The following is a 20100-nucleotide window of genomic DNA, read 5'->3' as shown; positions in this document are numbered from 1 at the left end:
ACGAAGGTTGGGTTCCGTTGTAGGAAGACGTTGGGTTGACGTCTGGCAGGATCCAAATGGGCAGACGGCCGAATCTAAAATCTGTTTTAAAGGCGAGTGGGACCTGGGTGGCTTCCATTGCGGCCGTTTTTTGCTTTTTTGTCGGGATCGCCCTGACGGGCTACGTCGGGCTGCTTGTGCGTGGTGAGCTTGTCTATCACCACAAGAGCGACGTTATCGCCGAGTTGAGCGACATCCGCGCGAAGCTGGAGCTGGAAATCAGCCGAGCGGTCGCTCACGGGCTGGGACTGAGAGATTTTCTGGGTGAATTTCAGGGCGATCCGTTCGAACCTGATGACTTTCGCAACATCGCGACCGAACTGCTTGAAACAAATTCCAGTATCCGGTCGATAGGCATTGCGCCCGGAAACGTTCTGCAGGCCGTTTATCCGCTCGCGTCGAACGAGTCGGCGATCGGTCTGGACTACCGGTCAAATGCCGCACAGTGGCCCGCAGTGGAACAGGCGATGCGGTCGCGGGAAATCGTTATTTCGGGGCCGGTCGACCTTGTGCAGGGCGGACGGGCGCTGCTGATCCGCATTCCTGTTTATCCGGCAGGATTCACGAGCCAGCCTCTGGCCGAACGCAGTTACTGGGGCGTGGCGACGCTTGTGATGGACGAAGACAAGCTCCTGTCTTTTGCAGGAATTCTGCCAGTGCAGGACGATTTACGGGTTTCCGTGGTTTCCAGGGCGGATGGCGGCTCAACAGAAACCTTGCTGTATGGCAGCGAAATCCCTGAAGAGAGCGATCCGGTCGCTGTTCCGCTTGTGTTGCCGGGCGCCGTGGCATGGGAACTCCTGGCCTATCCGGAAGGCGGCTGGCAAAGCGCCGGCAAGCAAGTTTGGATCACGCAGTTTGTCGGCAGTGTTCTCGCGCTTGTTTTCAGTGTCATGACGTTCCTGCTCATCAGTGAGATTTACCGCGCGCGATCGATTGCGTTGCACGATCCCCTGACCGGGCTTGCCAACAGGCGGTTGCTTGAAGAGCGCATGCAGCAACTGGCGGCCATGTGCGAGCGTTCCGGTGTCGGTTTCGAGATCTTCTATCTCGATCTGGATGCGTTCAAACCGGTGAACGACAATTATGGCCATTCCGTTGGCGACCAGCTTCTGATCGAGATCGGGCAGCGGCTTCAGAACCAGACACGGGAATACGATACGGTGGCGCGTGTGGGTGGCGATGAGTTCATCGTGCTGACCCCGGGAAGCATGCGCCAGGCGGAAAAGGAAACCTTTACGGCCCGGCTGGCGGAACGTGTGAATGCCGTCTTTGAGTTTTCAGGGACGCATATCGATATCCGGGCGAGCATTGGCAGCGCCAGCTATCCGATGGATGCCGCAACGATAAGCGATCTGTTGCGTATCGCTGACGGGCGCATGTATGCACAGAAGGCCAGATCGAAGCAGGCAGCGCCGAATCTGCCAAAGGGCGGTGTTCCCCAGGCCGGTTAAATTTCTGTCATAATGGCATCCAGCACGTGACGTTTGATCGGCTCATCCCTACACTGTTTCCAAAGTAACCCTATAAATCCGGGTCTGGGGAACAGAAACGGGACGGAGAAACCGATAGTGTTTGCACGGCGTCTAATGAATACCCTGGCCGCAGCGGTCGGATATGCAAGCGTAGTTTCTTTTGCAGCGATACCGGCAAGTCTGGCCGAAGCAGCAGAGCCTGAATGGCAGCACGCCTCGGCCTTGAACGGAACGCCGGGCTACGGCGCCGACGCCGTCCATTTCGATTATGTGAACCCCGAAGCTCCTAAAGGAGGGACGGTAAGGCTCGCCACGAGTGGCGGTTTCGATACGTTCAACTTTATCTTGACCAAGGGAAATCCGGCCCCGGGTATCTTCAACATCTACGAAAGCCTGATGGAGCCTTCGCTGGACGAGGACGACATCAGTGCCCAGTATGGCACACTGGCAGATGCTGTCCGGTTTCCAGATGATTATTCCTGGGTCGAGTACCGTCTCAATCCGAATGCCAAGTGGCACGACGGCAAGCCGGTTACGGTTGACGACGTAGTGTGGTCCTTCGAGAAGTCGATTGAGCTCAATCCTCAGCGAAAATTCTACTATCAGAACGTCACGGACGTTGAAGCGGTCGGGGAGAATGCTGTCCGGTTCACGTTTGATTCCGTCGGAAACCGTGAATTGCCCAAGATCATGGGCCAGCTGTACATCATGCCCAAACACTGGTGGGAAGGAACGAACGAGAAAGGCGAAAAACGGGATATCTCTCGAGGCACGCTGGAACCGCCACTCGGCTCCGGCCAGTATCGCATCAAGGACTTCTCCCCGAACAGAAATGTGACCTATGAAAGGGTGGACGACTACTGGGGCAAGGATCTGCCGATCCGGGTCGGCACCGGTAACTTTGACGAAATCCGGTACATCTCGTTTCTGGACGACGCCGTTCGGTTTGAAGCCTTCAAGGGTGATCAATACGACTATCACGTGGAGCGCAGTTCCAGCCAGTGGGCGAAACGCTACAATTTCCCCGCCATCGAGGATGGCCGTGTGGTCAAGGAAATTTTCCCCGACAAGTCATCGGGCGTCATGCAGGGATTCTTTTTGAACCTGCGCCGGGACAAGTTTCAGAACCCGGATCTTCGCAGGGCGTTGAACTATGCCTTCGATTTCGAGACAACGAACGAAATTGTCTCCGCCAATCTGTTGAAGCGGGTCAACTCCTATTTCGCCGGAACCGAACTCGCGTCATCGGGGCTGCCGGAGGGCAGGGAACTTGAGATTCTGGAGGAGGTCAGGGACATGGTCCCCCCGGAGGTCTTCACCGAAGAATTCAAGAACCCGGTCGGCGGCAATCAGCGAAATGTCCGCACCAACCTGCGGGAAGCAGTCAAGCTGCTTCGCAATGCCGGCTATGAACTCAAGGATCGCAAGATGATAAACACTGCGACGGGCGAGCAACTTGAGATCGAGTTTATTTATCGGGACAAGGCAAGTGAACGCACGCTTCTGCCTTATGCCAAGAACCTGGAAACCATCGGTATAAAGCCCGTCCTTCGCCTGATCGATGCGTCGCAATTCATCAATCGCATCCGAAGCCGCGACTTTGACGCGGTGACGCTGGCAATCGGACAGTCCCTCTCGCCCGGCAACGAACAACGCGAATACTGGGGATCCGAGGCCGCGGACAATCCCAGTTCCGCCAACTACATGGGCATCAAGAACCCGGCGATCGACAAACTGATCGACAAGGTCATTTTTGCGGAGGACCGGGAAACGCTCGTGGCGGCCACCCACGCGCTCGACAGGGTGCTTCTTTGGAATCACTTTGTCGTTCCGCAATTCTATACCGACGAAACGCGCACGGCGCGCTGGAACCGGTTTGCGCATCCGGAGGAGATGCCGGAATTCAGCACCGGGTTTCCGGACATCTGGTGGTACGACGAAAAACTCGCGCAAGAAACGAAGGCAATTCAATGAGCGTGTTCACGACCCCCTCGCGCAGGCAATTGCTCAAGCTGACCGGAGCCGCGGCAGTGACGGCCTCGCTGCCTCTGGTCCACGGAACCGCGCATGCGTCCGCCGGAAGTCCCCGGCACGGACTTTCGGTCTTCGGCGATCTCAAATACGGACCCGATTTCACGCATTTCGACTATGCCAACCCGGACGCACCGAAGGGCGGAACCTTCATTTTCCAGGCTCCCTACTGGTACTACAATCAGAACACGCTGACCTATAACACCTTCAATTCCTTCATCTTGAAGGGTGATGCACCGCCGCGCATGGAACTGTGCTTCGACACGCTGATGGTGCGTGCCTATGACGAACCGGACGCCATGTACGGTCTGCTGGCCGAAACGGTGGAAGTCTCCGAGGACGGCAACACCTATACGTTCAACCTGCGGCCCGAAGCGCGCTTCCACGACGGGTCGAAGCTGACAGCGGAGGATGTCGCCTTTTCGCTGATGCTTCTCAAGGGAGATGGACATCCGCAGATCAGCCAGAACATCCAGGAACTTGAGGACGCGGAAATTCTGGACGAGTACCGTGTGGCGCTTCAATTCTCCGGCAAGCAGTCCCGGCAATTGCCGCTTCTTGTTGCCGGATTGCCGATTTTTTCCAAGCGCTATTACACCGCCTATGACTTCAAGCAGAGCACCCTGACCTCACCGCTTTCCTCCGGCCCCTTCAAGGTTGGCAGGCACGCCGTCGGGCGTTTTGTCGAATATCACCGCGTGCAGGACTATTGGGGCAACGACCTGCCGGTCCTGAAGGGACAAAAGAACTTTGACGTTGTGCGCGTGGAATTCTTTCGAGAACGCCAGATCGGTTTTGAGGCCTTCAAGAAAGGGGAAATGACCTACCGGGAGGAGTTCTCGTCCAAGATCTGGGCGACGGAATACAACTTCCCGGCGGTGCAGGACAAGCGCGTGGTCAAGAAGGAATTTCCGGACGGGCGTCCCTCTGGTGCGCAGGGCTGGTTCATCAACACGCGGCGCGAAAAGTTCAAGGACCCGCGCGTTCGCCGCGCGCTCAGTTACGCATTCGATTTCGAGTGGTCGAACAAGAACCTGTTCTACGATCTTTATCAGAGGACCGAGTCCTTTTTCGAAAACTCCGACATGAAGGCCGAGGGGATGCCGGGCGATGATGAGCTGGCATTGCTTGAGCCCTATCGCAGCCAACTTTCCGAAAGCGTCTTCGAAACAGCCTACCTTCAACCGGTCAGCGACGGGTCGGGAGCGGACCGCTCGCTCTTGCGCCAGGCGAGCGCGTTGCTTCAGGACGCAGGCTTCACGCGAAGCGGCGGCAAGTTGCTCGGGCCGGACGGCAGGCCTTTTGCAATTGAATTCCTGAACAACACAAAAGCGTTTGAACGCATTATCAATCCCTACCTCAAGAACCTTCAGAGGCTCGGGATCGATGCGTCCTTCAGGCTCGTCGACGCGGCGCAGTATCAGTCGCGGCTGAACGACTACGACTTCGACATTTGTTCGCGCCGGTATTCGCTGAACGCAACCCTTTCTGAGTCCATCCGGACGTCCTGGGGCTCCGAGGCTGCGGGCACGCCGGGAACCTTTAATATCGCCGGAATTTCCGACCCCGTTGTCGATGCGTTGATCGACAAGGCCCTGGAAGCCGACACCCGTGCGGAAATGGTTGTGGCCGCACGTGCGCTCGATCGGGTTCTCCGATCAGGCCATTACTGGGTGCCGCAGTGGTTTAAACCTGTGCATAACGTTGCGGTATGGGACATGTTCGGACACCCGGAGGTCACGCCGCGTTATTTCTTTCCGGTGGAAGATCTCTGGTGGATTGACCAGGAAAAAGCGGAAAAAATCGGCAAAGCCGGTTAGATTCTGAATGTGGCAAGTTCTGTGCGCTTCATAAGTCCAAAGAAAAAGGGAACGAAATAACCCCATGGGCGCCTATATCCTACGCCGTTTGTTGCTGATGATACCGACCCTTGTCGGGATCATGGCCATAAACTTCGTCATTATCCAGTTTGCACCCGGCGGTCCGGTTGAAAGGGTTATTGCCCAGCTTCAGGGAACCGATGTTTCGGCGACTTCCCGCATCAGCGGCGGTGGTGGCGATTTCGCCGGTGCCGGCAACGACGCGTCCGGCGGCAGCGGGTCGGCGGCCGACGGCGTCACGTCCAAATATCGCGGCGCACAGGGGCTCGATCCGGAGTTCATCAAGGAACTGGAGGCTCAGTTCGGGTTTGACAGGCCGCCGCTCGAACGGTTCCTGGCCATGCTCTGGAACTATGCCCGGTTCGATTTTGGCGAAAGCTATTTCCGGGACATCCGCATTATCGATCTCATCAAGGAGAAGCTGCCGGTCTCGATCTCGCTCGGACTCTGGATGACCCTGATCTCCTACCTGATTTCCATTCCGCTCGGGATACGGAAGGCGGTCAGGGACGGCAGCAGGTTCGATATCTGGACATCCGGTATCATCATCGTCGCCTACGCGATCCCCGGCTTCCTGTTCGCTGTGTTGCTCATAGTCCTGTTCGCGGGAGGGTCTTTCTGGGATTTGTTTCCATTGCGCGGTCTGACTTCCGACAACTGGGCGGACCTGTCCTGGCCGGCGCGGATCGCAGATTACTTCTGGCACCTGGCGCTTCCGCTCACGGCCATGGTGCTCTCGGCTTTCGCAACGACGACCCTGCTCACCAAGAACTCGTTCCTCGACGAGATCCGCAAACAATACGTCGTTACCGCAAGATCCAAGGGACTCACGGAACACCAGGTTCTGTACGGTCACGTTTTCCGCAATGCTATGCTGATCGTGGTCGCGGGTTTCCCGGGTGCGTTCATTTCGTCCTTCTTCGCCGGATCGCTGCTGATCGAGACGATTTTCTCGCTCGACGGTCTTGGTTTGCTCGGCTTCGAATCTGTCATCAATCGGGACTACGCAGTTGTTTTTGCCACACTCTACATCTTCTCGCTCATGGGCCTGCTGGTGAACCTGATTTCGGACCTGACCTATACCTGGATCGATCCACGGATCGACTTCGAAAGCCGGGAGGTCTGAGGCATGGATTCCCGCCTTGAAAACGATCTGGAACGGGCTGGCTATGATGTCTACAACCCGCTGCCGGAAGAAACCGCTCCGCCGCCGAGAAAGCTGCGCCTAACGCCGATCAACCGGAGACGCCTTGAAAACTTCAAGGCCAACCGGCGCGGCTACTGGTCCTTCTGGATCTTCCTCGTCTTGTTCGTACTGGCCTTGATGGCCGAATTCCTAACCAACGACCGGCCCATCCTGATCTCCTTCAAGGGAGATCTGCTTGTCCCCGCGTTGGTCGACTATCCTGAAGACAGGTTCAATGACGACCCGCTCGCATTTCCGGTGACCGACTATCGCGACCCTTACATTCAGGACCTGATCAACGAGCACGGCTGGATGATCTGGCCGCCGTTGCGTTATTCCTACAGGACCGTGAACCGTGAGATACCGGTGACGGCGCCGGCACCGCCCTCATGGACCATGGACAAGGAAACGCGATGCGCCCGATACCCGCTTGGGACGGATGACCCGAATTGTGTGGTCGGCAACTGGAACTGGCTTGGAACCGATGACCAGGGTCGCGATGTGCTGGCCAGAACGGTCTACGGGTTCCGCATTTCGGTGCTGTTCGGCCTGGCGCTTACGCTGGCGTCTTCTGTCATCGGTATTGCCGCCGGTGCGGTTCAGGGCTACTACGGCGGCTGGGTCGATCTCGTGTTCCAGCGGTTCATCGAGATCTGGACAGCGGTGCCGACGCTCTACCTCATCCTGATCGTGTCCTCGTTCCTGGTGCCTGGCTTCTGGACCTTGTTCGGGATCTTGCTGGCATTCTCCTGGGTGACCCTTGTGGGGGTCGTGCGCGCGGAGTTTCTGCGCGGCCGGAATTTTGAATACATATCTGCTGCGCGGGCCCTTGGCGTCTCGAACCCGGTGATCATGTGGCGGCATCTGCTGCCCAACGCGATGGTGGCAACGTTGACCTTCATGCCTTTCATTCTGAATGGCTCGATTTCAACGCTCACGGCGCTCGACTTTCTCGGCTTCGGACTGCCGCCGGGGTCCGCTTCGCTTGGCGAGCTTCTTGCCCAAGGCAAAAACAATCTTCAGGCACCCTGGCTTGGCCTCACCGGCTTTTTCGTGCTGTCGATCATGCTCAGCCTGCTGATCTTCATCGGTGAAGGGGTCCGGGATGCCTTCGATCCGCGCAAGAGCCTTGCGCAGGGAGGCGCAAATGGCTGATCGCACGCTTATTTCCGTCAAGGACCTGTCGGTCGCCTTCGCCCAGGGCAAAGGTCAGTCGCTCGCAGTCGACAGGATCTCTTTCGATATCGACAAGGGCGAAACAATCGCTCTCGTTGGCGAGAGTGGCTCCGGCAAATCCGTTTCCGCGCTTTCGATCCTGAAACTTCTGCCCTATCCGGCCGCCTCCCACCCCACGGGCGAAATCCTGATGAATGGCCAGGACCTTCTGAAGGCAAGCGACAACGAGTTGCGCAAGATCCGCGGCAATGAAGTCTCGATGATCTTTCAGGAACCGATGACCTCGCTCAATCCGCTGCACACGGTTGAAAAGCAGATTTCCGAAGTTCTTCGAATTCACCGGGGCATGGGAGATTCGCAGGCCCGTCAGCGGGTGCTGGAACTGCTTAATCAGGTCGGCATCCGCGAAGCGGAAACAAGGCTCAAATCCTATCCGCACCAGTTGTCTGGCGGTCAGCGCCAGCGTGTCATGATCGCAATGGCACTCGCCAACGAACCCGATCTTCTGATTGCCGACGAACCGACGACCGCGCTCGACGTGACCGTGCAGGCGCAGATCCTGGAGCTCTTGAAGAAGCTGCAGCGCCAGCAGGGCATGGCCATGCTGTTCATCACCCACGATCTCGGAATTGTGCGCAAGTTCGCCGACCGTGTCTGCGTAATGACGGACGGCAAGATTGTCGAACATGGACCGGTTGCGGAAATCTTCGACAATCCCCAGCACGACTACACCAAGCATCTTCTGGCCGCCGAGCCCAAGGGAGAGCCGCCGGAGACGGACAAGTCGAAGCCGGTTGTTGTGCAGGCGGAGGATCTGAAGGTCTGGTTCCCGGTCAAGCGGGGCCTGTTGCGCAAGACAGTCGATCACATCAAGGCCGTTGACGGCATTGATATCGAGGTCCGGCAGGGTCAGACACTGGGTATCGTCGGCGAAAGCGGATCGGGCAAAACAACGCTGGGCCTTGCGATCCTGCGCATGATCTCGTCGACCGGCCGGATTTCGTTCAACGGTGACGAGATCCAGCAGAACTCGTGGAAGCAGATGAAGCCTCTGCGCCGCGACATGCAGATCGTTTTCCAGGATCCCTTCGGTGCCTTGTCGCCACGCATGTCCGTTGCCGACATTGTCGGTGAAGGGCTGCAGGTCCATTTTCCGGAAATGTCCTATGAGGACAGGGATCGGAAAGTCGCCCAGGCGCTTGTTGAAGTGGGGCTGGAGGCCGGTATGCGGCACCGGTATCCGCACGAGTTTTCAGGCGGCCAGCGTCAGCGCATCTCGATCGCGCGCGCAATGGTTCTGGAACCCAAATTCGTCATGCTCGACGAACCGACCTCCGCGCTTGACATGAGCGTGCAGGCCCAGGTGGTCGATCTCCTGCGGGATCTGCAGAAGGCGCACGGGCTTGCCTACCTGTTTATCTCGCACGATCTCAAGGTGGTGCGGGCGCTCGCAAATGAAGTGATCGTGATGCGGCAGGGCAAGGTCGTGGAATCCGGGTCTTCCGAGCAGATATTCGACGCACCGAAGACCGACTATACCCGAGCTTTGATGGCGGCGGCCTTCCGTCTGGAAACAGCACCGGAAGGCGTTGTGAACGCCTGATTTTTCGGGCGGAGCGTTGCCTGCGTTTCCCGGGAAATTCAGCCCGCCCTCGAACCGGCACGCTTGTCGGCAAGGCGCTGGGTATATGCAAGGGCGGCGGTCTCGGTCAGGGGTTCTGAGAAAAAGTAGCCCTGGCCGAGATCTGCGCCGGTTGAAACGGCCAGGTTCAGCTGGGCCTGACTTTCAATTCCCTCAACGACCACTTCCTTCTTCAGACCCTTCGCCATTTCCACGATCTTGACGAACAGGAAATGCTTTTCACTGTCTTGCGCGATGTCTTGAAGGAAGGACCGGTCGATCTTGATTTCGTCGAAAACCAGTTGTTGCAGGTACCGCAGGGACGAGTAGCCAGCGCCGAAATCGTCCAGGGCAACGCGGATACCGTTCGCGCGCAGGCTGCTCAGGCTTTCGTTTGCCGATGCGATATTCTCGACAAGAGCGCTCTCGGTGACTTCGATCGTGACACGGTCTGGTGCAAGGTTGGCTTGACGCACACAGGTGACGATCTTCTCGGCGATGTGAGGCGTCCTGAAACCGAGCGCGGAAATGTTTGAACTGATCCGCACGGGTGCACCTGTCCGGGAAGATGCCGCGACAGCGAAGCGTGCGCCGTTCATGAGCGTTGCAAGGTCCAGCTCAAGAATGGTGCCGGTCTCCTCCGCGATCCGGACAAATTCGCTTGGGCACACGGACTTTGAGTTCAGGTTCCAGCGCGCCAGCGTCTCGAATTCGACAGGATTCCCGCTTGAAAGGCAGACTTTGGGCTGAAAGACGACATCCAGTTCGTCGCGTTTGATAGCCTGTGGAAGCGCCGAGGTGATAAGCGACCGGCGTTTCAGGTCCTGAAGAATGCTTTCATTGAACTGGCAGAACCGGTTCTTGCCGCCGTTTTTTGCGGCGTAAAGCGCCGCATCGGTATGTTTCAACAATCCGGAAATCTCATGGATGCGTCCGGGCACACACACGCAAAGACCGACGGAGGAACTGGGCTGAATGGCGCAGCCATTGTGCGTGACCTGGCACCCGATGAATTCGACGAGCCTTGACCCGAGCGCATGCATGGTCGGGTATGTCGCCGACTGCGGCATGATCATCGCAAATTCGTCGCCGCCCAGACGGGCTGCCAGCCCGCCGCCTTCGATGGAAATCTGTTTAAGCCTCGTCCCGACCGCGACCAGCAATGCATCACCGGCATCATGGCCCATGGTGTCGTTGATTGTCTTGAATTCATCAAGATCGATCAGGGCGACAAAGAAGGCCGCCTCATGATCTCCGGCGCACAATTCCTTCAGCCTGTCCATGAACACCGAGCGTCGCGCAAGGCCGGTCAGGGAATCGTGCGAAAGCACGAAATTGGAATGGGCCTCGGCTTCCCTTTGCTGCCGTTCCAGTTTGACCTGGCCTTCCAGTTCGACAATTTCTCTTGTCCTCCTGTGCTCCCGGTTTGCCAGCAACTGGTAACCGAACAAAAGGAGCCCGAAGGCGACCCCGGCATAGCAGAGGCCCCGTACGACATAAGCGGTCAGATCCGATTCCACGACGAATGCGCCCATCACGTCACCGACGGCATAACGTGTGCTGCCAAGTTCCCGATTGTGGCAGGCTACGCAGACCTCCGATCTGGCAAAGGTTGGAAAGATCGAGCGCCCGATCACACGCCAGTCTTCGACGCGCAGTTCTTCGTAGATGCTTGCATCCCTGGTTCCGGCGATCCGGTCGATCTTTTCCGCGACATGCGGAAGGGGTTCGGTAAGGCCAAGTTCGGCACCCGGACGGCCCGGGACCCTGACCGTGACAGGGGCATGGCTCGTGTTGCCGAGCCGCGCCTGGAGAAAGGTTTCAAGACCCATGCGCCGGAACGCGGCCGGCAAGGGCATCCCGTCAGAGTGTTCTTCCGCATATTGTCCAACGAAGGCCTCGGCGAGTTGCACAATCCGGGCTCTGTCATCCGCTTCCGTGCGACTGAATTCCCAAAGGGAAACCGAAAAGAAAGAAAGCGCGAGCACCAGCGCGCCGGTGAAAACCAGCGAAGCAGATCCCAGAGATTGGTGTCGAAACGGTCCCATGATAGTCAAAATTACCGATGATATCAGTATATTGACCAATTTTACATGAGGTGCATTACTAAAAGATTGAACTCAGATCCAGTTTTGTTTTGGATTGAGTCTGTGTACTTAATTTTATTTTCACCCAACCCAGCAAGTCGCAAAAAATCCGTTCTTTTCCTGATCCTTGCCGATCGACCGGCGTGTCTTGAAGCCGATCAGGCCATCGGCGCCGCCGACGTCATGTCCGAGGCCTTCGAGGCGGACCTGGAGATTGCGCACGGCCCCGCGCGTCGTGTCCTTCATCGGTTTCCAGCTTGCGATGAACGGTTTGTTGCTGCCGTATCGGTCTGCGAGGTGGCCGACGAAAAGGGCATAGGTGTCGCTCTCGTTATACTCCTTCAGGACGTAGAAGTTTTCCGTTGCGATGAACGCCGGCCCGTAGCGGCCGGCCGGCAGCAGAATGTTGCCTGGACGGTTGATCTCATGGTCCGGGAAGGGTTTTCCGCTGACGCGTTTGACGCCTTCACCGACGAACCTGGAGATTTTCTGGCGATTGTCGGGTCCTTCCCGGGTACACGAAACGCTCTCCGGAAGGACGACTTCATAGCCCCAGTCCCGCCCCTTCTGCCAGCCGTGTTTGGCGAGGTAGTTGGCGATGGACGCCATGGTGTCGACTTGCGAGGTCCAGATATTGCGCTTGCCGTCGCCGTCGAAGTCGACGGCATATTTCAGGTAGGACGACGGCAGGAACTGAGGTTGCCCCATCGCGCCGCCCCAGGAACTGCGCATCGCGCCGCGAGAGACGTCGCCGTTCTGGAGGATTTTGAGCGCGGCGATCAACTCACCCCTGAAAAAGTCCGCGCGCTGGCCCATGAAGGCCTGTGTTGCCAGCACTCGAAGCGCGTCGTGCGGGATCTTTGCGCCGCCATAACCGGATTCGCGGGCCCAGATCGCAAGGATAATGCGTTTGGGAACGCCGTATTTTGCCTCGATCCTCTGAAGCGTTGCCGCGTGTTTCTGCATCAGGCGTCGGCCGCCGGGGACGAGCGAATTGAACTGGCTGTCCCGGAAATATCGCTGCGGCGACCGGAATTCGGCCTGGAAATTGATTTTGGGCGGAGCGCCTTTGCCACCCGGTCCGACAAGGCCGGGCAGTGAGGTGTCGGGCGTGAGCCCTGCGAGTTCCCTGTCAAGCGTTGCCTGCGAAATGCCGGCACGCCGCGCCTCGGGGATGACGGTGTTGTTCAGGAACTGGCGAAACTGGGCGTCGTACTTTCCGGCATTGGCGGTGCCCTGAAGGGCAAGAAGCGACATCACCAGTGCGGCAAGGGCGAACGTCAGACCTCGGATCACGGCAGGCTCCAGCTTTTTTTCTCAGCGGCAAGCTTAGCACGTTGCGCAGCTCAGTCCGACCGGCTTCAAACCTCAATCCAGCGCAAATCGCGTGCTGCCTGTGTCGCGAGCCAGTCTTTTTCGAACCGGTACCAGCTGCCGCCGCGTTTCTGGTCATGAGACCTGGAGATTGCGGCATTCATCAGGTGACACATCAGCAGCGTCCCCGCCGCACCATGGCCGGCAAGAAGGACGGGTGTTTCCGGTGCGATACCGGTCAGCACGTCCTGAACACCGGTGACGATCCGCGTCTGTGCGTCCACCGCGCGTTCCCAGCCGCGGACCGAGGTTTCGGGATCGGCGAAGAACTGGTCTGCGACCGCCTCGAACTCGGCCGGAGGCAGAAATCCGGTCGCCGATCTGTCGTTTTCATGCAGATCCGCGCGCACGACCGGCGTGATGTCATGCAGCGCGGCGAAATATTCCGCGGTCTCGATGGCCTTGGTTTCACCGCTGGACACGATCGCGCCGATCTCGGAAGCGAAGGCAAGCCCGGCCGCCTGTTGTGCGCGCGCGCGGCCGATTTCCGAAAGGCCCCATTCGGGAACGGGAACGTGCGGGTCGATTGCGACTTCGGGATGGGTCAGATAAATGCACCATGTCATCAGATGCGATCCTCGAGCCAACCGACGATCAGTTCGTAGGCGATTGAGATGGAAGGCGGTATCCGGTGTTCTTCCGGATGCGTGCCATCAATCATCTGGCGCACCTCGTCCCGGTCACACCATTTGCAGGCCTCCAGCTCGTCATCGGCGATCTCGATGTCGAGAGAGGTTGCCGTGCCGATGCAGCCGAGCATGAGATTGGCGGGAAACGGCCAGGGCTGGTTGGAGACCAGCGACACCTCGCCGACCCGGATCCTGCTTTCTTCGAACACTTCGCGCCTGACGGCTGCCTCGATTGTTTCGCCCGGTTCCATGAAGCCGGCAAGCGTTGTGTAGACGCCTTCCGGCAAACGTGCGGGCCGTCCGAGCAGGGCACGGTCTTCATGTGTGATCAGCATGATCACGCAAGGATCCGTGCGCGGAAAATGGGGCGCGCCGCAAGACGGACAGTCGCGCCGGTAGCCGCCTTCGGCCATGTGCGTTTTCGCGCCGCACTTGGAGCAATGCTGGTGCGTCCGGTGCCAGTGGATCAGCGCGCGCGCCTGGGCCAGAACGCTGAGGTCGCCGGACGAAAAGGCATTCTGAAGAGCAAGATTGCGCAGGTCCTGCACGAGCAGGTCTTCGTTCGCCTCCAGATCGTCGTCGCTGCAGGGCAGTGTTGTTGCAAACAGGGGTTGGCCATCTTCCGGCCGAAGGCCCAGAAACACCATTTCGTCCGCACTTGCGCCCAGCGCCAGGGCCGCATCGAGATCGTGCCCGATGCCTTTGTCCGCTTCATTCCGAAACACCAGCGTCTTGTCCGTGGACAGCACGATCCGCGTTTGCGGACGGGTCAGCAGCTCTTTCAGGTAGTCGCTGTCTCCGCGCCGTTCCGACTGCCTGTCGAGCGTGTTGTCGATAAAGCTCATCTCCATTGCCTGGAGACTGGCGGCAGCTGGTCGCATGGTCGTGTCCCTGAAAATGTCTTGGGAGGAAAAGAGGTCTTGTGGACTTTAGGCCACGGACTCATAAATGAAGTCAATTTGGTTTGGATCGCTTTGACCAACTGCGAGAAGTGAAAGCGCAGGAAATGTGGTTCATTTTCAAGCCTTTCGCGACACTGCAGATGGCCGAAACGGCCAAATCCGAAGGACGGCAAAATGGCCTCACCTCGCAGCGTCACCGCGCTTGACCGGGCATAAAGCCCGCTCTACTCACGCTTCCTCGCGAGGGTTTGCCATTTCTGCCGCCAAATCGGCTTCATTTATGAGTCCGTACCCTAAGGCCGCGTCGTTGGTGTGTCCAGCGGGCCTATTGCACGTCTGCGAGAGCGTCCCTGAGATCCCCGATCAGCGTGTCGGCCCGGTCCGGTTCGTAATCCTTTGGCGGAACGACACCCCAGACCGGACCGGGCCATGCACTGTCGTCCCGGAACCGGGCGATGACATGCACGTGGAGCTGCGAAACCTGGTTGCCGAGGGCACCGACATTCAGCTTCTCGCACTCCGTCACGTTTCTGAGGACGGTGCTGGCGAGCGAGATTTCCCGCATCAGCTGCATCTGGTCGCCATCGTCGAGATCGATGATTTCCACGAGGTCGGACTTGCGCGGCACAAGCAGCAGCCAGGGGTAATTGGCATCCTTCATCAGCCGCACCGATGACAGTGGCAGATCGGCAACGAAAAGACTGTCACCTTCAAGGCGTGGATTAAGGGCAAAAGTAGTCATGGGCGGGTTCCGGTTGCTTCGGTCGGCGGACTCCGGAAATTGAAGAGCCTGCGGAAATTGCATTTGGTCAGCATATGGGTAGATTGCACCTGACGCGAAGCCGTTTTCGCAAAATTTCCTGCCACCTCGCATTTTCCGGGTTTCGTCATGCCACTTGAGACACTCCTGAGTTTCGCACTTGTTGCCGCACTTCTGGTCATGTCGCCCGGGCCGAATGGCGTCCTGATCGCGAAAACCGTACCGACATCCGGAAAAAGCGCAGCGGCCTTCAACATAGCCGGATTTGTCGGCGCGTTCTTCCTGCATGGAACGCTGTCGATCCTGGGTATCTCGGTCATCCTTGTGCATTCGGCGGAGGCGTTCTTCGTCGTCAAGATGCTGGGCGCTGCCTACCTGGTGTGGATCGGCCTGAAAGCGCTGCGCGATGCCCTGACCGGGCGCGTGATTGCAGCTGGTTCCGTCGCCCCGGCGCGCCGCCGCCGGACCCTGCTCCGGGCTTTTGGCGAGGGGTTTTTGACGAACGCGCTGAACCCGAAGGTGTCGATGTTCTATCTCGCCGCCTTTCCGCAGTTCATTCCCGAGGGAGCGGGTGCCGTGGCGGCTGCGTTTTCACTCGTCGCCGCCCACGCATTGATCAACGTCGTCTGGTTCGGCGCGATGGTGCTTCTGCTCTCGCGGGTGTCAAGGGCTGCTGGAAGCCCGGCTTTCCAGCGCTGGCTGAAAGGCGTGACCGGACTGGTCTTCATGGGATTTGGCCTCAAACTGGCGACCTTGCGGCCCTGACGAAGCCACGTCAGAGGCAAACAAAAAACCTTTGGCGGCCTCTTGCCAAACCCCAGGGGGCATCTGATATAAGGCGCTCGGGAGGTTGGTGGTGGACGAGCCACTCGCCAACCGGGTCAGGTCCGGAAGGAAGCAGCCCTAACGAGCCTCGGCACGGGTCGCCGTGCCAGCCTCCCACCCTCTTGCACAGCGTTGTCCTGTACAGAAGCCGCCCCAGGGCGGCGTTTTGTTTTTCGGCCTCCGCATTCAGCGTTGTCGGGTCCCGGCAGATGCCGATCCGCATTTCACAGAAAAACGCAATCTTGCCGTCCCCATCTTCGAAAAAGACGGTATGGTGCCGCTCATGGACGAGTCAGGTTTTCCGCAGGACGGTGCGCCCGCACCGGTGATGAACAGCAATACCGATTCTGGCGCTCACGGCCAGGACGGTGCGTATCGTGTGTTGGCACGCAAGTATCGTCCGAAGACATTCGAGGATCTGGTCGGTCAGGAGCCGATGGTGCAGACGCTGGAAAACGCGTTTGAAACCGGACGGATTGCCCAAGCCTGGATGCTGACCGGGGTGCGTGGTGTCGGCAAGACCACCACGGCGCGGATTCTCGCACGCGGTCTCAATTACGAAGTTCCCGGTGAAGCGGAAAAGCCGACGGTGAAGCTTGAGCGGGAAGGCACCCATTGCAAGGCGATCATGGAAGGGCGTCATGTCGACGTCATCGAGATGGATGCGGCCTCCCACACGGGCATCAACGACATTCGCGAGATCATCGATGCAGCGCGGTACCGTCCGGCGACGGCGCGCTACAAGGTCTATATCATCGACGAGGTCCACATGCTGTCCAACGCGGCCTTCAACGGGTTGCTGAAGACGCTCGAGGAACCGCCCGAGCATGTGAAGTTCATTTTTGCGACGACCGAAATCCGCAAGGTGCCGATCACGGTCCTGTCGCGCTGTCAGCGTTTCGATCTCAGACGCATCGACCAGTCCAAGATGATCGGTCTGCTTCGCCGGATCTCCGATGCGGAGAACATCCGGATATCCGATGAGGCACTGCTGCTGATTGCCCGGGCCGGAGAGGGGTCCGCGCGCGATTCGCTGTCCCTGCTCGATCAGGCCATGGCGCACGAAACCGGCGCGATCGAGGCGGATGATCTGCGCCAGATGCTCGGCCTTGCCGACAGGGCGCGTGTCATCGATCTTTTCGGTCATCTCATGTCGGGCCGGATCGAAGAAGCCCTGGCAGAGCTGCAGGCCCAGTACGAGGTTGGTGCCGATCCGGCGATCGTCCTGACCGATCTGGCGGATTTTACCCATCTGGTTACCCGCATGAAGGTCGCGCCCAAATCGGCGGACGAGGCCACGGTGACGGAAGCCGAACGCGCACGCGGCAAGGAGTTTGCCGAAAAGATTTCCGTTCGCCTGCTGTCACGCGCCTGGCAGATCCTGTTGAAAGGTGTCCAGGAAGTCCAGACGGCATCGAAACCCCTGCAGGCCGCCGACATGGTGCTGGTGCGTCTTGCCTATGCGATTGATCTGCCGGATCCGGGCGAATTGCTGTCCCAGGTGAAAAACGGGCAGAACCCGCTGGCATCGGCGCCAGGTTCTGGCCCACAGGGCGGTCACGGATCAGGCCCTTCCGGTGGCGGTGCCCAGGCAATGGCGGTCGGCATGCCACAGCCCTCGGGAATGAGCGGTCCCGGGGATGGCGGCGGAGCGCCGTCGATGCACGCGGCAGGAAGACCGCAACTCGCCGCAATAAACGGGGGCTTGCCGGATCAGGCGCCGGTCCCCGGCAAGGCCGAACCGCAGCCGCAGCAAGCGCCTGAACCGGCACAGTCTGCGCTGAAGAACCTTTACGACTGTGCCGCCCTTGCATCTGAAAAGCGCGACATTCCCATGAAGGTCGCCATTCAGCGGCAGATGCGCCTGGTGAAGTTCGAGCCAGGCAAGATCGAGATCCAGCCGACGGAAGATGCGCCTGCCGACATTGCCGGCGAATTCGGTCGCAAGCTGACCGAATGGACCGGGCAGCGCTGGTTTGTCGTCGTGTCGCGGGAGCATGGCCGGCCGACCATTCACGAGGAGCAGGAAGCCAACCAGCAGCAGCTTCTTTCCGACGCCAAGTCGCACCCGACGGTCGCGGCCCTGCTTTCCCAGTTTCCCGGCGCGAAGGTTGTCGACGTCAAGGTACAGGCCACCGAGGAAGACGAGGCGGCGCTGGCAGATCCGATGGTGAGCGATCCGTTGCTGAACGAAGCGCTCGGTGATGACGAAGACGATTGATCGGATGCCGTTGTTCTTCTAAATGCTGACCCCAGATATTGGATGTCGGGCGCACGCCGCCCGGAAGATTGCAAGGAGAGATCCCATGGACTTCCTCAAGATGATGAAGCAGGCCAAGGAAATGCAGGAGCAGATGGGCTCGCTGCAGGAGCAGATCATTGATATCGAGGTCGAGGGTGTCGCAGGTGCCGGCCTCGTCAAAGTCACCCTCAACGGCAAAAGCGACCTGAAGGGGCTCAAGGTCGATCCTTCGCTTTTGAAAGAGGACGAGGGCGAGATTCTGGAAGACCTGATCATGGCGGCGCATACCGATGCCCGCGCCAAGGTGGAAATGGCCATTCAGGAAAAGACCCAGGAACTCATGGGTGGTCTCGGACTTCCGGCCGGCATGAAACTGCCGTTTTGAGGCTTATCCTTCGGGAACAAAGCTGGTGAGAGCCGCCTGGACACCTGGCGCCGACCCTAGTCTCTCAAAGAAGATGAGCATATGGCACAAAAGAGCGTAGCGGGACCGGAAATCGAGCGGCTGATCCAGCTTCTGGCAAAGCTGCCCGGTCTCGGGCCGCGATCTGCGCGCCGTGCTGCATTGCATCTCATCAAGAAGAAGGATCAGCTTCTGGTCCCGCTCTCCGAGGCGATGGGCGTCGCCGTCAATGAAATCGGCATCTGTTCGGTCTGCGGCACCGTCGACACATCGGACCCCTGCACCATCTGCTCCGACCCCAAACGCGATGAAACGGTTCTTGTCGTTGTCGAGGACGTCGCCGATCTCTGGGCACTGGAGCGGGCCGGTGCCGTCAGGGCGCGTTACCATGTTCTCGGCGGCACCTTGTCGCCGCTTGATGGCGTCGGCCCGGAAGACCTGAACCTGGCCTCCCTGATCGAACGCTGCGGGTCCGAAAAGTTCAGCGAAGTCATTCTGGCCATCAGTGCGACGGTCGAGGGGCAGACGACGGCCCACTACATCATGGACCAGCTCGCACCGCTCGGTGTCAACGTCACAAAGCTGGCCCACGGCGTGCCGGTTGGCGGTGAACTGGACTATCTCGACGAGGGAACGCTGGCCCAGGCCCTGAAAGCGCGGACACAGTTCTAGGGCGCTTTCCGGATCAGACTGCTCCTGATCACTTGCACGGTCCCATTCCCGCACCTATGTCGGTGCTGTCGCTCACAAAGACGTGAAGGTTTTATGTTCCAAGCAGCTTCCCGCGCCATGTCGCAGGTATTCGAGCAGCCGTTTCGTGCAATTTTCTGGAAAATGCTGGGCTTTACCCTCGCGATCCTGATTGTGATCTGGTTCGCTCTGCAGGGAATCGTCACTCATCTTCTGGGCGTTGCCGCCACCGAATGGGGCGACGGCAGTGCCTGGATCAGCTGGACGGAATGGTCGATTTCGATCCTGACCGGTATTGGTGCGGTCTTTGTGCTCGGATTCCTGATCGCGCCGATATCGGCGCTGCTCGCGGGTCTGTTCCAGGACGATATCGCCGATATCGTCGATGCCCGGGATTATCCCGCCGATCCGCCCGGCAGCGCGCTGCCGCTGTCCAAATCCCTGGTCCAGACCATCAAGTTCACCGGTGTCGTGATTATTGGCAACCTGTTCGCGCTGTTGCTGCTGCTGGTGCCGGGGGTCAATCTCGTGGCGTTCTTTGTCGTCAACGGCTATCTGCTCGGGCGTGAATTCTTCGAATTCGCCGCCATGCGCTACCTGCCGCCTGCCGACGCCAGGGCTTTCCGGCGCGCGCGCGGCGGCACGGTGTTCCTGGCCGGCCTGATCATCGCCTGCCTGCTGGCCGTCCCGATCCTCAATCTGGTGACGCCGATTTTCGCCACCATCTTCATGCTGCACCTTTACAAGAGGCTTGCATCCGGCGCGTCGATCTGACGAACT

Annotated in this window: 16 protein-coding genes and 1 other RNA gene; 12 read left to right on the top strand and 5 right to left on the bottom strand. The window is 59.0% G+C overall.

What is annotated here, in order from left to right; all coding sequences use genetic code 11:
- The first annotated feature begins 107 nt into the window (after positions 1-107).
- The 6 genes from RBB49_RS09715 to RBB49_RS09690 all read left to right on the top strand — a co-directional run bounded on the left by RBB49_RS09715 (position 108) and on the right by RBB49_RS09690 (position 9390).
- The gene (locus tag RBB49_RS09715; RefSeq protein ID WP_306142547.1) at positions 108-1493 is read left to right on the top strand and encodes a diguanylate cyclase; all 1386 of its coding nucleotides are present in this window, start codon (positions 108-110) and stop codon (positions 1491-1493) included.
- A 135-nt stretch (positions 1494-1628) separates the two neighbouring features.
- Complete coding sequence (locus tag RBB49_RS09710; RefSeq protein WP_306142546.1) at positions 1629-3488, top strand: extracellular solute-binding protein; 1860 nt, start codon at positions 1629-1631, stop codon at positions 3486-3488.
- Complete coding sequence (locus RBB49_RS09705; RefSeq protein ID WP_306142545.1) at positions 3485-5365, top strand: extracellular solute-binding protein; 1881 nt, start codon at positions 3485-3487, stop codon at positions 5363-5365. The genes RBB49_RS09710 and RBB49_RS09705 overlap by 4 nt, the downstream gene beginning before the upstream one ends.
- Before the next feature lie 64 nt (positions 5366-5429).
- Positions 5430-6551 (top strand): microcin C ABC transporter permease YejB, encoded by a 1122-nt coding sequence (locus RBB49_RS09700; RefSeq protein WP_306142544.1) that lies wholly within the window; start codon positions 5430-5432, stop codon positions 6549-6551.
- Positions 6552-6554: 3 nt separating this feature from the next.
- Complete coding sequence (locus RBB49_RS09695) at positions 6555-7766, top strand: ABC transporter permease (protein ID WP_306142543.1); 1212 nt, start codon at positions 6555-6557, stop codon at positions 7764-7766.
- Positions 7759-9390 (top strand): ABC transporter ATP-binding protein, encoded by a 1632-nt coding sequence (locus RBB49_RS09690; protein ID WP_306142542.1) that lies wholly within the window; start codon positions 7759-7761, stop codon positions 9388-9390. The genes RBB49_RS09695 and RBB49_RS09690 overlap by 8 nt, the downstream gene beginning before the upstream one ends.
- A 38-nt stretch (positions 9391-9428) precedes the next feature.
- Here the strand turns inward: RBB49_RS09690 and RBB49_RS09685 are convergent, their stop codons facing one another.
- The 5 genes from RBB49_RS09685 to RBB49_RS09665 all read right to left on the bottom strand — a co-directional run bounded on the left by RBB49_RS09685 (position 9429) and on the right by RBB49_RS09665 (position 15142).
- A complete protein-coding gene (locus RBB49_RS09685) occupies positions 9429-11456 on the bottom strand; it encodes a bifunctional diguanylate cyclase/phosphodiesterase (RefSeq protein ID WP_306142541.1) in 2028 nt (675 codons plus the stop codon).
- Positions 11457-11576: 120 nt separating this feature from the next.
- Positions 11577-12791, bottom strand: a complete 1215-nt coding sequence (locus tag RBB49_RS09680) for a lytic murein transglycosylase (protein ID WP_336623410.1) — start codon at positions 12789-12791, stop codon at positions 11577-11579.
- 65 nt (positions 12792-12856) lie between these two features.
- Entirely contained in the window at positions 12857-13435 is a 579-nt protein-coding gene (locus RBB49_RS09675) for a histidine phosphatase family protein (RefSeq protein ID WP_306142540.1), read from the bottom strand.
- Positions 13435-14379 carry an NAD(+) diphosphatase gene (nudC, locus tag RBB49_RS09670; RefSeq protein ID WP_306142539.1) on the bottom strand — a complete coding sequence of 315 codons (945 nt, stop codon included), beginning with the start codon at positions 14377-14379 and terminating at the stop codon, positions 13435-13437. The genes RBB49_RS09675 and nudC overlap by 1 nt, the downstream gene beginning before the upstream one ends.
- Before the next feature lie 346 nt (positions 14380-14725).
- Positions 14726-15142 carry an HIT domain-containing protein gene (locus RBB49_RS09665; RefSeq protein WP_306142538.1) on the bottom strand — a complete coding sequence of 139 codons (417 nt, stop codon included), beginning with the start codon at positions 15140-15142 and terminating at the stop codon, positions 14726-14728.
- Positions 15143-15289: 147 nt separating this feature from the next.
- On the opposite strand from RBB49_RS09665, the gene RBB49_RS09660 reads away from it, so the two are divergent.
- The 6 genes from RBB49_RS09660 to RBB49_RS09635 all read left to right on the top strand — a co-directional run bounded on the left by RBB49_RS09660 (position 15290) and on the right by RBB49_RS09635 (position 20094).
- The gene (locus tag RBB49_RS09660) at positions 15290-15925 is read left to right on the top strand and encodes a LysE family translocator (protein WP_306142537.1); all 636 of its coding nucleotides are present in this window, start codon (positions 15290-15292) and stop codon (positions 15923-15925) included.
- Between the two features lie 80 nt (positions 15926-16005).
- Positions 16006-16103, top strand: an RNA gene (gene ffs, locus RBB49_RS09655) — signal recognition particle sRNA small type.
- A 210-nt stretch (positions 16104-16313) separates the two neighbouring features.
- The gene (locus RBB49_RS09650) at positions 16314-18206 is read left to right on the top strand and encodes a DNA polymerase III subunit gamma/tau (RefSeq protein WP_306142773.1); all 1893 of its coding nucleotides are present in this window, start codon (positions 16314-16316) and stop codon (positions 18204-18206) included.
- A gap of 85 nt (positions 18207-18291) precedes the next feature.
- Positions 18292-18612 carry a YbaB/EbfC family nucleoid-associated protein gene (locus RBB49_RS09645; RefSeq protein WP_306142536.1) on the top strand — a complete coding sequence of 107 codons (321 nt, stop codon included), beginning with the start codon at positions 18292-18294 and terminating at the stop codon, positions 18610-18612.
- An 81-nt stretch (positions 18613-18693) separates the two neighbouring features.
- Complete coding sequence (recR, locus tag RBB49_RS09640) at positions 18694-19302, top strand: recombination mediator RecR (RefSeq protein WP_306142535.1); 609 nt, start codon at positions 18694-18696, stop codon at positions 19300-19302.
- Positions 19303-19395: 93 nt separating this feature from the next.
- The gene (locus RBB49_RS09635) at positions 19396-20094 is read left to right on the top strand and encodes a sulfate transporter family protein (RefSeq protein WP_306142534.1); all 699 of its coding nucleotides are present in this window, start codon (positions 19396-19398) and stop codon (positions 20092-20094) included.
- The last annotated feature ends 6 nt before the right edge of the window (positions 20095-20100 follow it).

Source organism: Roseibium sp. MMSF_3412, from assembly GCF_030733265.1.
In the GTDB taxonomy this organism is placed as follows: Bacteria; Pseudomonadota; Alphaproteobacteria; order Rhizobiales; family Stappiaceae; genus Roseibium.
The sequence above is the reverse complement of the archived record's forward strand: the minus strand, read 5'-3'. Positions and strand labels throughout refer to the sequence as shown.

Excerpts from the sequence above, each read along its gene's own strand:
- RBB49_RS09710 (WP_306142546.1), top strand. The coding sequence starts at position 1,629 with ATGAATACCCTGGCCGCAGCGGTCGGATATGCAAGCGTAGTTTCTTTT.
- RBB49_RS09705 (WP_306142545.1), top strand. The coding sequence starts at position 3,485 with ATGAGCGTGTTCACGACCCCCTCGCGCAGGCAATTGCTCAAGCTGACC.
- RBB49_RS09700 (WP_306142544.1), top strand. The coding sequence starts at position 5,430 with ATGGGCGCCTATATCCTACGCCGTTTGTTGCTGATGATACCGACCCTT.
- RBB49_RS09695 (WP_306142543.1), top strand. The coding sequence starts at position 6,555 with ATGGATTCCCGCCTTGAAAACGATCTGGAACGGGCTGGCTATGATGTC.
- RBB49_RS09690 (WP_306142542.1), top strand. The coding sequence starts at position 7,759 with ATGGCTGATCGCACGCTTATTTCCGTCAAGGACCTGTCGGTCGCCTTC.
- RBB49_RS09685 (WP_306142541.1), bottom strand. The coding sequence starts at position 11,456 with ATGGGACCGTTTCGACACCAATCTCTGGGATCTGCTTCGCTGGTTTTC.
- RBB49_RS09675 (WP_306142540.1), bottom strand. The coding sequence starts at position 13,435 with ATGACATGGTGCATTTATCTGACCCATCCCGAAGTCGCAATCGACCCG.
- nudC (WP_306142539.1), bottom strand. The coding sequence starts at position 14,379 with ATGCGACCAGCTGCCGCCAGTCTCCAGGCAATGGAGATGAGCTTTATC.
- RBB49_RS09665 (WP_306142538.1), bottom strand. The coding sequence starts at position 15,142 with ATGACTACTTTTGCCCTTAATCCACGCCTTGAAGGTGACAGTCTTTTC.
- RBB49_RS09660 (WP_306142537.1), top strand. The coding sequence starts at position 15,290 with ATGCCACTTGAGACACTCCTGAGTTTCGCACTTGTTGCCGCACTTCTG.
- RBB49_RS09650 (WP_306142773.1), top strand. The coding sequence starts at position 16,314 with ATGAACAGCAATACCGATTCTGGCGCTCACGGCCAGGACGGTGCGTAT.
- RBB49_RS09645 (WP_306142536.1), top strand. The coding sequence starts at position 18,292 with ATGGACTTCCTCAAGATGATGAAGCAGGCCAAGGAAATGCAGGAGCAG.
- recR (WP_306142535.1), top strand. The coding sequence starts at position 18,694 with ATGGCACAAAAGAGCGTAGCGGGACCGGAAATCGAGCGGCTGATCCAG.
- RBB49_RS09635 (WP_306142534.1), top strand. The coding sequence starts at position 19,396 with ATGTTCCAAGCAGCTTCCCGCGCCATGTCGCAGGTATTCGAGCAGCCG.